The 13,588-nt window shown below is 59.0% G+C and carries 14 protein-coding genes; 8 read left to right on the top strand and 6 right to left on the bottom strand.

Annotated elements, in window-relative coordinates:
• Window positions 1-444: 444 nt before the first annotated feature.
• Both AC13QE_RS07970 and AC13QE_RS07975 read left to right on the top strand, forming a co-directional pair.
• Window positions 445-813 carry an Hpt domain-containing protein gene (locus AC13QE_RS07970; RefSeq protein ID WP_488483266.1) on the top strand — a complete coding sequence of 123 codons (369 nt, stop codon included), beginning with the start codon at window positions 445-447 and terminating at the stop codon, window positions 811-813.
• A 148-nt stretch (window positions 814-961) separates the two neighbouring features.
• A complete protein-coding gene (locus AC13QE_RS07975; RefSeq protein ID WP_015340086.1) occupies window positions 962-1,282 on the top strand; it encodes a 2Fe-2S iron-sulfur cluster-binding protein in 321 nt (106 codons plus the stop codon).
• A gap of 439 nt (window positions 1,283-1,721) precedes the next feature.
• On the opposite strand, the gene AC13QE_RS07980 is transcribed toward AC13QE_RS07975, so the two are convergent.
• A complete protein-coding gene (locus AC13QE_RS07980) occupies window positions 1,722-2,345 on the bottom strand; it encodes a DUF922 domain-containing Zn-dependent protease (protein WP_488483342.1) in 624 nt (207 codons plus the stop codon).
• A gap of 103 nt (window positions 2,346-2,448) precedes the next feature.
• On the opposite strand from AC13QE_RS07980, the gene folP reads away from it, so the two are divergent.
• The 4 genes from folP to tnpA all read left to right on the top strand — a co-directional run bounded on the left by folP (window position 2,449) and on the right by tnpA (window position 4,855).
• A complete protein-coding gene (gene folP, locus AC13QE_RS07985; protein ID WP_488483267.1) occupies window positions 2,449-3,306 on the top strand; it encodes a dihydropteroate synthase in 858 nt (285 codons plus the stop codon).
• Window positions 3,307-3,367: 61 nt separating this feature from the next.
• Window positions 3,368-3,739 (top strand): dihydroneopterin aldolase, encoded by a 372-nt coding sequence (gene folB, locus AC13QE_RS07990; protein WP_112398356.1) that lies wholly within the window; start codon window positions 3,368-3,370, stop codon window positions 3,737-3,739.
• Entirely contained in the window at window positions 3,732-4,250 is a 519-nt protein-coding gene (gene folK, locus AC13QE_RS07995; protein WP_488483343.1) for a 2-amino-4-hydroxy-6-hydroxymethyldihydropteridine diphosphokinase, read from the top strand. The genes folB and folK overlap by 8 nt, the downstream gene beginning before the upstream one ends.
• A gap of 170 nt (window positions 4,251-4,420) precedes the next feature.
• Complete coding sequence (gene tnpA / locus AC13QE_RS08000) at window positions 4,421-4,855, top strand: IS200/IS605 family transposase (RefSeq protein ID WP_488483344.1); 435 nt, start codon at window positions 4,421-4,423, stop codon at window positions 4,853-4,855.
• A 93-nt stretch (window positions 4,856-4,948) separates the two neighbouring features.
• Here tnpA and AC13QE_RS08005 read toward each other — a convergent pair whose 3' ends face one another.
• The 4 genes from AC13QE_RS08005 to AC13QE_RS08020 all read right to left on the bottom strand — a co-directional run bounded on the left by AC13QE_RS08005 (window position 4,949) and on the right by AC13QE_RS08020 (window position 8,771).
• Window positions 4,949-5,500 (bottom strand): hypothetical protein, encoded by a 552-nt coding sequence (locus tag AC13QE_RS08005; protein ID WP_112606368.1) that lies wholly within the window; start codon window positions 5,498-5,500, stop codon window positions 4,949-4,951.
• Between the two features lie 104 nt (window positions 5,501-5,604).
• Window positions 5,605-6,684 (bottom strand): YcjF family protein, encoded by a 1,080-nt coding sequence (locus tag AC13QE_RS08010; RefSeq protein WP_488483268.1) that lies wholly within the window; start codon window positions 6,682-6,684, stop codon window positions 5,605-5,607.
• On the bottom strand, window positions 6,681-8,156 hold the full coding sequence (locus AC13QE_RS08015) for a YcjX family GTP-binding protein (protein ID WP_488483269.1): 1,476 nt from the start codon (window positions 8,154-8,156) through the stop codon (window positions 6,681-6,683). The genes AC13QE_RS08010 and AC13QE_RS08015 overlap by 4 nt, the downstream gene beginning before the upstream one ends.
• 123 nt (window positions 8,157-8,279) lie before the next feature.
• Window positions 8,280-8,771 carry a SixA phosphatase family protein gene (locus tag AC13QE_RS08020; RefSeq protein ID WP_488483345.1) on the bottom strand — a complete coding sequence of 164 codons (492 nt, stop codon included), beginning with the start codon at window positions 8,769-8,771 and terminating at the stop codon, window positions 8,280-8,282.
• A 281-nt stretch (window positions 8,772-9,052) separates the two neighbouring features.
• On the opposite strand from AC13QE_RS08020, the gene dksA reads away from it, so the two are divergent.
• A complete protein-coding gene (gene dksA / locus AC13QE_RS08025; protein WP_015340076.1) occupies window positions 9,053-9,472 on the top strand; it encodes an RNA polymerase-binding protein DksA in 420 nt (139 codons plus the stop codon).
• A gap of 97 nt (window positions 9,473-9,569) precedes the next feature.
• Here the strand turns inward: dksA and AC13QE_RS08030 are convergent, their stop codons facing one another.
• Window positions 9,570-10,499 carry a flagellar biosynthetic protein FliO gene (locus AC13QE_RS08030; protein ID WP_488483270.1) on the bottom strand — a complete coding sequence of 310 codons (930 nt, stop codon included), beginning with the start codon at window positions 10,497-10,499 and terminating at the stop codon, window positions 9,570-9,572.
• A gap of 395 nt (window positions 10,500-10,894) precedes the next feature.
• Here AC13QE_RS08030 and cckA point away from each other — a divergent pair, with 395 nt between their 5' ends.
• Window positions 10,895-13,513 (top strand): cell cycle histidine kinase CckA, encoded by a 2,619-nt coding sequence (gene cckA / locus AC13QE_RS08035; RefSeq protein WP_488483271.1) that lies wholly within the window; start codon window positions 10,895-10,897, stop codon window positions 13,511-13,513.
• Window positions 13,514-13,588: the final 75 nt, after the last annotated feature.

Consider the following 13,588-nt stretch of genomic DNA (forward strand, 5'->3'; position numbering starts at 1 on the left):
GTAATTCCGCCGCGTCCGGAAAAGACGAACCCTGCCTCCCGTGGGGTCCTCCGCCTTCGATCAACACCGAGCTTGGATTTCCCATTACATTCAGAGTGGATAACTGGTTTTTCAAACGGATGTTATGAAAACATTACCATCATCCACTTCCGGGGCAAAGGCATGTGCCATCCACCCAATTTACCAGTATCGTAGTGACACATTCCCCCAGTCATGACAATTAATTCCACCTTAAAGCCAGTGGATCATTAAGGGGTCATTAACCCTGTTTGACTGTTCAATGCGATGAAAACCCAAGATTTTGAGCATGTTTAACGCACGTTAACCATGTCCCGAGTTTTCAGCCCTTAATGTGCCAAAATTTAACTCGATGGCCATGTCCGGGCCGCAACTATGCGGCAGGTCTATAAAACAGACACAGATAAAAGACTGGAGCATTGGCACATGGCAGCTTTGAACATCGCATTTGAATCTCCGGACAATTCGCGGGGCGCGGCTCCGTCGCGGGAGCGGGCCATCGATCTTGTCCATCTCGGAAAACAGACGATGGGTGATAAGGCGCTTGAGGTCGAGGTGCTGCAGATGTTCGCAAGGCAGGCTCGTTCATGCCTGCAGGAGATTGGCAGCGGCGATTTGAAACGCATAGAAGCTGCATCGCACAAGCTGAAGGGGGCTGCCAGCTCCATTGGCGCCTTTCGCGTGGCGGATGCGGCCGGAGCGCTCGAAAGCAACGTCGGCGACGCTGCTCGCATGGCAGCGGTTACAGCCAGCGTTATCGAGGCCGAAAACTTCATTTTGAAGCTTTCGCGCTAGGCCGAGCGTTCGAACAGCAAATCTCAAGCATTCTTGCGCCGCCAGAAGGGATAATCCGTTTCGGCGGCGCAAATGTTGACTGCTCCAGCGAATTGTTGGAAGTAAAATTCCGATCGTCCTTCATTCAAGCAATTCGGAATTCACCCACATGACCAAATTGACCATCGTCGCCTTCGACGGCACGCGCTTTGATCTCAATGTCGACGAGGGCTCCACCGTGATGGAAAATGCAGTGCGCAACTCCGTTCCGGGTATTGAAGCGGAATGCGGCGGCGCCTGTGCCTGTGCCACCTGTCATGTCTATGTCGATGAGGAATGGACCGAAAAGGTCGGCGGCCCGGAAGCCATGGAAGAAGACATGCTCGATTTTGCATTCGACGTCCGTCCGAACTCGAGGCTTTCCTGTCAGATCAAGATGAAGAGCGCGTTGGACGGGCTTGTGGTGCATGTGCCGGAGCGCCAGGCCTGAGGCAGCGCTCCAACGCGCCTTACGCGATTCCTCGGCCAGATCTCCTGTAGACGCTCGTCACGCAAAAAGATGCCCCGCTCAGCTGGTGCAGCGAGCGAGGCGAGGCGGGCGCATCACCACAGGCAAGGGAGGAAACACCTGCGGCTTCAGGACGCGCCAGGAGAACACTTAGCGCATGCTTCGAAAAACAAACCCGACTGCGCCGAAGAGCGAATAGACCCGCCGACGCAGGCACTCGAAATCGATCCTTATGAGACAACCGCCAGGCCTTTTTCGAATCAACCAGTGCGTTTGTCTCTGTAATTGATAGGAAAAACCTATTTCAGATTCTCGTAAAGTTCAAAGAGCAGCGGGATCGCACGATTCACAGGATATAGTGACCTATTTCCCACAGCTGTCGTCACTCGATCGCTTTTTGCGCTGAGGGCAGCTCTTCGGACTACTGCGAATTGCCTTGTCGGCTGCGATAGTAGAGCAGCCTCTGCATGCGGCTCGAAAAATTGAGCGCTTCTATGCGGTCGAAGCGCGCCTGATCGGCGTCGTGCCGTTCGGTTTCGCGCGATGTCACCGCGTTTGCCCGTTCCTGCAGCGTATCGCAATTGCTGGCGGGTGGCAGAGCGAGAATCTGCTTTTCCATCTGCCGCGCATGCTGGCGGGCGATTTCGACATGCCGATCTTCGTGGCGCCGGATATCGCCGGCCAGGGTATCCCAGATCACGGAAAGCTGCTTGCTGGCGCCCCGCCGGTCCCGCCAGCGCGGCAGGATGATTTCCGTATTGACCGTTACCTTGACGCTGGAGATATGGCAGCGGCCGTTTGATTCGCTGTAGGTCGCACTGCCGCCGAAGCGGATCTTCGTTGCGCCGGGATGGTGGCTGCTTGAGCCTATCGCCAATGGCCCGCGCTGGTTCAAGGCTGCATCGAGCTCGTCGGCGGTGCTTCCCTTGATGTCGAAATAGGAAATTGACTTGCGGGCGATGACTTCTGCACCGGCCACACCGGGTATGCAGACCGCGAGCAGCAATGCACACGAAAGACTGAACTTATGGGACGCAAGCGGCATTCGTGTCGCTACCATGTTGAACTTCTGTGAACCTTGCGGCATAGCCAGTGTGAGCGCAATATCAAGCGCAAGGTTTTTTCCTTTTCAATGGGATGGACAGTTCGTGACGGAGCTTCGCAGCCAAAGATGGCATGTCGCGCATGGCCGCAGCATCGATGTCGGCGGGCAGAGTGTCATCATGGCTATCGTCAATGTGACGCCGGATTCCTTTTCCGACGGCGGTCATTATGAGGCCGTCGATGCGGCCGTTGCCCATGCGCTGGCTTGCGTCGAGGAGGGGGCCGCCATCATCGATATCGGCGGCGAATCGACCAAGCCGGGTGCTGTCGCCGTCAATGCCACCGAGGAGCAGGGACGGGTACTGCCTGTCATCGAAGCCCTGCGCGGAAGGACCGATGCCCTGATCTCGGTCGATACCTACCGCGCCGATACGGCGCGGCTCGCGATCGGAGCGGGTGCCCATATCGTCAATGATGTCTTCGGTCTGCAGCGCGAGCCTGATATCGCCGCTGTGGCGGCACAAACGGGCGCCGGTCTCTGCATCATGCACACGGGCCGCAACCGGCAGAAGCTGCCTGATGTCATCGATGACCAGCTTTTCTTTCTCAATCGCTCGCTGGAGATCGCAGCCGCCGCAGGCGTGGACAGGCGGACGATCGTGCTCGATCCGGGTTTCGGCTTCGCTAAGGAAAATGCCGAGGAAAATCTGGAGCTCATGGCGCGTTTCAACGCCCTGCTGCGCTTCGACCTGCCGCTATTGGTCGGTACTTCGCGAAAGCGGTTCGTCGGCACTATAACGGGTCGCGAAGCAGCTGATCGCGATGTCGGCACCGCTGCAACCAGCGCAATCTTGCGATTGCAGGGAGCTGCGATATTCCGTGTACACAATGTCGCAATCAATAGGGACGCGTTGGCCATCGCGGATGCTATTCTCGCGACGCGGGCGAGACTTAAAACATGATGCTCGGATCCAAGGAGCGGTTTTCGGACGCGATCGCGCCTGTTCGAAACGGAGATACGCCATGAGCGCTGTGACATACACCATTACTCTACAGAATTGCGCCTTCTTTGCCCGGCACGGCGTCCATGACGAGGAGGAATTCCTCGGCCAGCGCTTCTTCGTCGATGCCGAACTCGATGTCGAAGCCGGCGACGCGCTGGAGCGCGATTCGATCGACGATACCGTCAATTACGGCGTCGCCTTCAGCGTCATCGAGGAAATCGTGACAGGTCGCCGGCGTTATCTGATCGAGGCGCTGGCGCTCGATGTGGCCAAGGAGCTATGCCGTCGTTTTCCGAGTATCCGCCGGGCCAAAATCACGGTACGCAAGCCCAATGCGCCGGTTCCGGGCGTTCTCGATTATGTACAGGTGAGCATTGAGCATTTTGCCTGAGGGTGCAGCCGCGCGGACGACGCTCGGTTTGGGCGGCAATCTGGATAACCCCGTCCACGCCATGGCGCTCGCCCTGCGTACGTTGGACGCGCGTGCCGATTGCCGGGTGGTTTCGGTGTCGCGGCTTTACCGAACGCCGCCCTGGGGCAAGACGGACCAATCCTTTTTCTACAATTCCTGTGCTGCCGTCGACACGACACTCTCGCCGGAAGCTCTGCTCGACGTCTGCCTGGACATAGAGCGGCAGATGAAGCGAGTGCGGATCGAGCGCTGGGGACCACGCACGATTGATATCGACGTGCTGACCTATGGAGATTTGGAAAAAGCCGAGCCGTTGCTCACCATTCCACATCCGCGAATGGTCGAGCGTGGTTTCGTGCTGATGCCGCTTGCTGATTTTGCCGCCGATCTCGTGGTGAAGGGCCGCACGATCGCCGACTGGCTGCAGGATGTTGATATCGAAGGTATCGAGGTCGCGGATGAAAGCCGTGATTGGTGGCGGACAGCCTGAACCGGACCCCTTGGATCTATAAAGACAAAGGCCGGCAAATTGCCGGCCTTTGACTATATCCATAAATAAACCTCCACCTACGGTGGAGGACTGGACGAGTTCTACACGGTAGTTGAGAGACCTTCTGCTTGAACCGCTGGGGTGGCCCAGACTTCGAACAAGGAGGTTTTATGGATGAGCAAACGCTCTCGCATACGACGTGGGACTGCAAGTATCACGTTGTTTTTGGCAGCAAATACCGCACGAAAAGACTTTACGGGGACGTGCGGCGTGAGTTGGGAGAACTCTTGCGTCGGCTGGCACAGCAGAAAGGCTGCCAGATCGAGGAGGGTCATCTGATGCCCGACCATGTGCATATGTTGATATCGATCCCACCGAAATACTCGGTTTCGCATATTGTCGGCTTCTTGAAGGGCAAGACGGCCCTTTACGTAGCGAACAAATATGCGCGCAAGCGCCGCTACAAAGGTTATCACTTTTGGGCACGCGGGTATTTCGTATCGACGACGGGCTACAATGAGCAGGTCGTCAGACAATATATCCGTAATCAGGAAAAGGCCGACAAAGCTTCCGACTTTGCCGACCTCTTCAATCGTAGCTACTAAGCGCTAACAATACCGCTTCTAGCGGTTCAAGCGCAGCGTTTCAAACCTCCACCTCTGGTGGAGGTCATGACTTTTCTGAGTTCTCATCTAACGCTATTGGATCGACCCGACCGCCATCTGGTCGACGTCGGCGCGCTTCAGCGTGACGCCGATAACCGGGACCATCTGATCGCCGACCTTCACCGAGATTGTGACATTCATTGACTTGTTGTCCGCAACGCGGGCGATCATGGCGCCGTTGAGCTTTTGGCGGATCAATCCGAGAACGACGGTGTTGTCGTTGACCGCGCCTGATGTGACGTCGAGGCCCTTGCCGGCTGCGCCATCCAGGAACTTTCCGCTGTAGGAACCGCCATTCTGCGTGATCTCGGCCGACATCGGCTGCTGGAAGACGCCGACGCGGCAGGTGCCGTCGAGCTTGACGCCGGCGCTGCCACCATCGGATGGCTTGCCTGTGAGATTGCAGGTGAACTTCGTGCCCTTGTACTTGCCGGCGACGATTTCGCCGGGGCCGCTCCAGGTCCCGGAGATTGACTGGAAGAAGGCCTTGTCGCGGGGCGCCGCGTCGGCCGACTGCACCCAGGCGCCGGTGGAGATGGCTGCGGCTGCAAGGCTGCTTACAAGAAGAAATCGACGCGAAAACATGGACATTCCCTAGCGAGGCGGAACCGTGAAACTGATTGTCACTTTTGCCGCAGAATGGTTAATGCTTGGTTTCCTGAATGCCAAAACGCCTGATTTTCAAGTCCTCATGCAGGATTGCGGCCGCCTACGCTCGGCGTGAGGTCGCCGGCAAAATCGGCAATGCCGGGACGCTTGAGCGCCTTGAAGGGGAGCGGCCGGCAGAGGTCCATGGCGGCGATGCCGATCCTTGCGGTCATCATGCCGTTGACGACGCCCTCGCCAAGACGCGCCGACAGTTTCGACGCCAGGCCGTGGCCGATCAGTTGCTGGACGATGCTGTCGCCGACTGCGATGGAGCCGGTGACGGCCAGGTGGGCGATCACATCGCGCATCAGCCTGACCATGCCGAGCGTTCCGGGTCTGCCGCCATAGAGCTCGGCCATGGCGCGGACGAGTCTCGCCGCCTCGTAGAGAACGTAGAGAATATCGACGAGGGCACGGGGGCTGACGGCAGTTACCACCGATACCCGTTTCGAGGCACCGAGAATCAGCCCGCGGGCGCGGCGGTCGAGCGGGCCGAGCAGCTCACGTTCGGCAAGGTCGATCAGTTGCGGCGCATCGATGATATCGTCTTCTGCCGCCTTCAGGGTCGCGCGGCCTCTTGCCGTGTCCGGATTGGCTTCCAGAATGGTGCAGAGTCGCTTGACCAATGCTTTGGCGCGTGCCGGCCGGGTTTCGACAATGGCGGCATCCGCCTCCGCCTTGATGCTCTGCACGGCGGCGAGCCGCATCATTCCGGCTGTCTCGCGGATGACGATGGCAAGCACGGCCAGGATGCCGATGGCGATGACCGCAATGGCAGTATAGCCGAGCCAATCGGCCCGGCTAAACAGGTCGCGGATGAGCTGATCCGTCCAGAGACCGAAAGCGAGCGATACCAGAATGCCAAGCGCGCTGAGTGCCACCTTGCCGAAGGAAAATCCTTTGCGGCGTGGCTTGGCGATGGCAGTCGCATCCGAATCGGCACCGAGGGCCGGGTTGATGAACGGATCTTCCGCGTCGGGCGTCAGCACAATATCGGTATCGAAGCTCTGCGGTTTGCGAACCGCTGGCGCAGTTGCCTCTTTTTTGGAGGTTTCAGGTTCCACCGCGAAGGCGCCGGGACGACGATTACCGTTCGGCTCGTTTTCGGTCGATTTCGTCATGCGAGACGGTCTCCGAACAGGAACTGCATGGCGCGGTCGAGGCGGATATGCGGCACCGAAAGCTTGATGCCTTCCCCCGTTTTTTCCAGCTCCGGAGGGCGAAACCGTACGACATTCACTTCGGGCAGATGGACGTTTGCTCCATTGGATTCAAGGGCTTCGAACAGCGAGCGGGGATTTTCCGGGAGATCGCCGGGGAAGACCGCCGTCTTGCGATTGCCGTCGAAGGTCTCGCCGGCGATGGTTTCGCCGTCCATCGGCGTGCCGACGATGACGGGAAGCATCTGCCCATCGCGGGTCACGGTTGCCTCGCGGGTCGCCCGCACCGAAGCGATGGCCATCACATCGATACCGGCCCCGGCCATGCCGATGCGCTCAATGGCGCGGTCGACGAGACGGCGCGTCAACGCCTCCAGCCGATCATGACTTTCATGATGGAGATGGTCGGCCTTGGTCGCGGCCACCAGCACGCGGTCGATGCGCCGGCCGAGCAACGAGGACAGGAGGGAGTTGGTGCCCGGACGGAAGCAGGCGAGCACATCCGTCAAGGCCCGTTCGAGATCCTGCACCGCTTCCGGGCCGCGATTGATGGCCTGCAGGGCGTCGACCAGAACGATTTGGCGGTCAAGACGGGCAAAATGTTCGCGAAAGAAGGGTTTGACGACAACGGCCTTGTAGGACTCGTAGCGCCGCTCCATCATCGCCCATAGTGACCCTTTCGGCGCATTGGCCTCGGAAGGCAACTTCAGCGGTGCGAAGGTGAGGGCGGGCGAACCGTCGAGATCGCCTGGCAGAAGGAAGCGGCCGGGGGGCAATGTGGAAAGCGAACGTTCGTCGGATTTGCAGGCTTTCAGGTAGTCGGCGAAAGCCGTGGCCAGATCGCGCGCCTTCATTTCATCCGCGGGTTCAGCGATATTTGCCGCTTCCGTCGCGCCAAGCCAATGACGTGACAGTTCGGCACGAATGCCGGTCTCCGCCAGCGCAAGCGTTTCCTCGCTGAAGGTGCGGAAATCCTTGGCAAGCAGCGGCAGATCCAGCAGCCATTCGCCCGGATAATCGACGATATCGATCGAGAGGCGACCGGGCGAGAACAGGCGGTTCCAGCCGCTGGCGCTTTGGTAGTCCAGCGTGAGGCGCAGCTCGGAAATCGCCCTTGTCGAATCCGGCCAGACGCGGTCTTTCACGAGCGCGCGGATATGATCCTCATACTGAAAGCGCGGCACGGCGTCATCGGGCTGCGGTTCGAGGCGAACGGCGGAGACACGGCCGGATTGCACCGGCTCGAACAACGGCAGGCGTCCACCATTCAGGAGATTATGCACCAGCGAGGAGATGAAGACGGTCTTGCCCGAACGGGAGAGGCCCGTGACGCCCAGACGAATTGTCGGATTGACGAGACCGGCGGCTCGATCGGCCAGATTATCGAAGGCGATGAGGGCGTCGTCGGTAAAAGAAGTCAGGCTTGGGGGCAAGGCGGGATCCCTGGATGACAGCGTGACCGTGAATATAGGGATGGAAACTTGCGCCGAAAAGATGAGCAGATATGTGTCTGCAATCAGCCGCGCGGCCGCTTGCGGCCCATATCGCCGAAGTCTCTATTCGGTGACAAAGTCGAGCAGTACCCAGCCCGATGGCGTCGAATCGACAACGGCAAGACCAGCAGTCGGAAATCCGCGTGGAAGAGCGCTGGCCAGAGCATCGCGTCCAATCAAGGCCGCAAGCGTCAGTTCGATGACTGGGTTATGCGCGACCAGCATGACCGACTCCTGATCGGTCTGCGCAGCGATGAGTGACAGATAGACATCCGGTGAGCCGTTATAGAGTTCGTCGACAAACCGGAACTCCGTCGACGGCGTGACGATGCGGCGTATAGCCTCGGCGGTCTGGCGGCAGCGCAGGGCGGTGGAGGAAATGACGAGGTCGGGCTTGTAGCCTTTATCAGCCGCCTCGTCGGCGACAATCTCCGCTGCAGCGTAGCCGTTGTCGCTCAAGGGACGGTCGAAATCCCTTTGGCCGGGTGCAGCCTGCATGGCCTCGGCGTGGCGTAGAAGATAGATCCGGGAGGGCGGCGGCGAAATGCTGATCATGGCAAGATCTCGAGGCTCGATTTCACTCATGAGGTAACGTCTCTTCATTGGTGCCGTCAACTGCTGCGCGATCTGTCAGAAGGCGAAATGCTCCATCATCACGGGAAGGTTACGAGAGACGCGAATCTGGCTTGATGAGAAGAAGTGATGAAAAAATAGACCCTTAGCTGAATTTTATGACAAATTTAAAAATCAGTTGACAGCATCTATTTGGCTTGAATCGGCACTATCGGTTGGGATATACAGCCCAGCCATATGAGATGTTCTTCAGGAGAATCGCGTTGAGTGAGAAGATCGATCTTAGCAACTATGTGCCCTCGGAAGACGAGGAGTTCATGAATCTGAATCAGCGAGCTTATTTTCGAGCGAAGCTGGTGGCATGGAAAAACGACATCCTTAGAGAAGCGCGCGAAACCCTGGATCATCTGGCGGAAGAAAGTGCAAATCACCCCGATCTCGCCGATCGGGCTTCTTCCGAAACTGACAGAGCTATCGAACTTCGGGCTCGCGACCGCCAACGTAAACTCATTTCCAAGATCGATGCCGCATTGCAGCGTATTGAAGATGGCACGTACGGCTATTGTGAAGAAACCGGCGAGCCGATCGGCCTCAAGCGTCTGGACGCTCGCCCGATCGCAACCTTGTCGATCGAGGCGCAGGAGCGTCACGAGCGCCGCGAAAAGGTTTACCGCGACGAGTAATGACAGCATCGGTTTCAACCGGCTTAAATAAAACAAAGGCACGATGGAAATCTCCGTCGTGCCTTTTTCGATTCCGGCGTTTCTGAGAGGCCGCAACTTATTTGTCGCGGCTGACGCTCATTTCCCCAAAGATGCGAGCGACTTCCTTCTGAAGAGCGCTGTCAGCTCCGGCCAGCGGAGCGAGCTCCGGTTCGACGCGTTTTGCCGGGCTTGGGATCGTGGATGGTTCAGCATTTGGTTGCTGCTGCACCTGTCGCGGCGCCGGCGCGTTCGGAATGATCCGTTCGGCGGTCAGGTTCTTCGACATTTCCGCTTCCAGAATACGCTGGAAATCATTGCCGGGTTCGACCGATGGCGTCGGTGCGGGGGTAGGCTCGGCTGTTGCCGGGAGTGCGGGAGCCGGTTGTTGCTGAGGCAGGACGACATGTCGGGCAGCGTCCAGTATGTCGGCGGCTTCCGTCTCGCTGATAGTCGGCACCGGCTGGGGCGCCGGTTGCTGCGGCTTGACGGCGGCGGGTTGCGGGTGTTTGGCCACCTGCGGGACTGGAGCCGGCGGCGCCGTAGGCTCAGGGCGCGGCTCGTTGCGCAGATAGGCTTCGATCTTGTCCTCAGCGGTTTGCTGGCGCTGCGGAAGCGTTGCGGGAGGAGCTTCCACCGCAGCCGCCTTCTGCTGCTGCGGCCGCCTCTCTTCAAATGCCATGGGGATATCGACCGGCGTCGCGGCGGTTCCGGCGCGTGTGGGATCGGAAATGCCCGATTCGATGACGATGTCCGTCGGGCCGCCGATCATGATCAGATGCTCGATCCCATCGCGTCGCACGAGCACGAGACGGCGGCGAGCATCGACGGCGGCGGCATCCAACACCTGCAGGCGAGGCTGACGGTTCTTGCCACCGCGCACGAAGGGAGAAGGCGCTCGGTTGCGCATGACCCACAGAATGCCGATGAGCACGAGCAGGGCAATGCCAACTCCACCGGCTGCGAGAAAGAAACGGCTGCCATAGGCTCCGGCGATATCGTCCAACATGTCGAGATACTCCGTAATTGTCCCCGATGTTGCGGTTTACAGCGCCGCGCGTCACATGTGACGCGCAAAGGTCGTTGTAGTACTTTAAATCCACTGCATAATTTTACCCTTAATCAAATCCTGTTTTGGGGAATTATGCAGTAGTTGCAACTTACGAGGGTAATGCTTTCACCATGACCCTTCTATACGGCGATCATATGAACAGGATTGCGCCGGAGACAAGATGCGATTGCAGGCTGTTGTCTTCTATTGCCTGTGAATTCAAGCCTTTCTGGCCCGGCAAAGCTTTTTGCCGATGACGCAACTTGATAAAGAAGATTCGAAAGGTCCGACTCCGGCGACCCCTAAAAACGTGTATGACATGTCGCGAGGAGAACGGCCGATACGAGGGGTTCATGACGAAGCAGCGTCCGTCCGACGAGTATAGCGTGCCGCTGGTGGATCGCGGGGTTCGTTCTGGAACCGTGCTGCGCATCATCCTGCTTGCGCTCGTTCTCGTGGCCGCGGCCGCGGCTTTCGTCGTCTTCAAGAACCAGCTGGACAACGAAGCGGTTCTCGGTGGCCTGGGCATTCTCGCCATGGTCGGCATCTTCTTCCTGGTTTCCTCGATCATCGGCTTTGTCGAGGTCATGCCACAGCCTCAGTCCGACAGTCTGGCCCGGTCCTTCCTCAACAGCCACCCCGACGGAACGCTGATCACGGATGAGAAGGGGCGCATCGTCTACGCGAATGCCGCCTATGGTCGGCTGACCGGGGCGACGAAGGCGACGGAAGTGCAGTCGCTGGAGATGCTCCTGTCGCGAAATCGCGAGTCCAACGAGGCTCTCTATCGTCTCGCCAATGGCCTGCGCGATGGCAAGGAAGGATCGGAGGAGTTCCGCCTGCTGAAGCCGCTCGGGCCTGTGGATGGAAGCGGCAATGTGGCGCATTGGTACCGGCTGAAGGCGCGCGTGCTGCCGGCCGAGCAAGGCGCCAACAAGGCACTGCATATCTGGCAGATTACCGACATCACCTCCGAGCGTGACGATCAGGAACGTTTCTTCAAGGAACTGCAGAACGCGATCGACTATCTCGACCATGCGCCGGCCGGCTTCTTTTCCGCGGGGCGCAAGGGCGAGATCTTCTATCTCAATGCGACGCTGGCTGAATGGCTGGGCTTCGATCTGACGAAATTCGTGCCGGGCTCGATGACGATCGGCGATCTTGTGGCAGGCGAGGGGCTGGCGCTCATTCAGTCCGTCCAGGCCGAGCCGGGCTTGAAGAAGACGGTGACGCTCGATCTCGATCTGCGCCGTTCCAATGGCCAGAGCCTGCCCGTGCAGATCGTTCATAGTGTCACCTCGATGCGCGACGGCGCACCCGGCGAGAGCCGCACCATCGTCCTGACCCGTCAGAACGGTGCCGATACCGAGCAATCGGCCTCCGCTGCCGCGATGCGCTTCAGCCGCTTCTTCAACAATACGCCGATGGCGATCGCATCCGTCGATGGCAATGGCCGTATTCTTAGGACGAATGCGCCCTTCCTCAAGCTCTTCTCGGATCTGGTCTCGCGTGATGATATCGAGCGCGGTGCCGCCCTGGAGAGCGTCGTCAATGAAAGCGACCGGCCGCAGCTGCAGCAGGCGCTGGCGGCTGCCAAGGACCGGCAGGGCGACATTCCGCCGATCGATTCCCGCAATCCGAAAGACGAAACGCGGCATTTCCGTTTCTATGTCAATGCCGTCATCGACCAGACCGACGAGGCGCCGGAAGAGGCTGCCATCGTCTATGCCGTCGAGGTGACTGAGCAGAAGGCGCTCGAGACCCAGATGGCGCAGACGCAGAAGCTCAATGCCGTCGGGACGCTTGCTGGCGGCATCGCGCATGACTTCAACAACGTTCTGACCGCAATCCTTCTGTCTTCCGACCATCTCCTGCTGCAGGCGCGGCCTTCCGACGCCAGCTTCGCGGATCTGATGGAAATCAAGCGTAATGCCAATCGTGCGGCCGTGCTGGTGCGGCAGTTGCTCGCCTTCTCGCGCAAGCAGACGATGCGGCCGACGATCCTGAACCTGACTGATGTGATAGGCGATCTGCGCATGCTGGTTGACCGGCTGCTATCGGGTACGCATGTCAAACTCGACGTCGACTACGGGCGCGACCTCTGGCCCGTGAAAACCGATCTCTCACAGTTCGAGCAGGTGCTGATCAACCTCTGCGTCAATGCCCGCGATGCCATGCCGGGCGGCGGTACGCTGACGCTGCGCACCCGCAATCTGCGTGCGGCCGATGTCAGCGCCTTTAACTATCCCTACCTTCCGCATGAGGACATGGTGCTCGTCGAGGTCAGCGATACCGGAACCGGTATCGCGCCTGAGATCATGGACAAGATTTTCGAGCCCTTCTTCACGACCAAGGAAGTGGGCAAGGGCACCGGCCTCGGCCTTGCCATGGTTTACGGCATCATCAAGCAGTCCGGCGGCTACATCCAGCCGGAATCGGAAGTGGGCAAGGGAACGATCTTCCGCATTTTCCTGCCGCGACACATCGTGGAAATGCCTTCGGTAACGGAAGCGAAAGTGTCGGAAAGCCGCGATGTTACGGCCATGGACCAGGGTGCGGGTGTCGCCGCTTCTCCGGAAGAACCGGCCGATCTTACAGGCAAGTCCGCTGTCGTGCTGCTTGTCGAGGACGAAGAGGCGGTACGCCGTGGTGGCAAGCGCATGCTTGAGACGCGGGGTTATACCGTCCACGAGGCCGGCTCCGGCGTTGAGGCGCTCGACATCATGGAGGAGCTAGACGGACAGGTTGATGTCGTCGTCTCCGACGTCGTCATGCCCGAGATGGACGGGCCGTCGCTGCTGCGCGAATTGCGCAAGAAATATCCGGATCTGAAGTTCATCTTTGTTTCGGGGTATGCCGAGGATGCCTTTGCCCGCAACCTGCCAGCGGACGCCCAATTCGGCTTCCTGCCGAAACCGTTCTCGCTGAAGCAGCTTGCCGTCGTCGTGCGCGAGACGCTGGACAAGAATTAAGTGAGGGGTGTTTTGCGCCTCTCCATGTTGCCGATTACGGCGCAACGGTGTAATCAACCGCCCATGATCGACCTC

The sequence above is a fragment of the Martinezella sp. CNPSo 3957 genome (assembly GCF_057784395.1).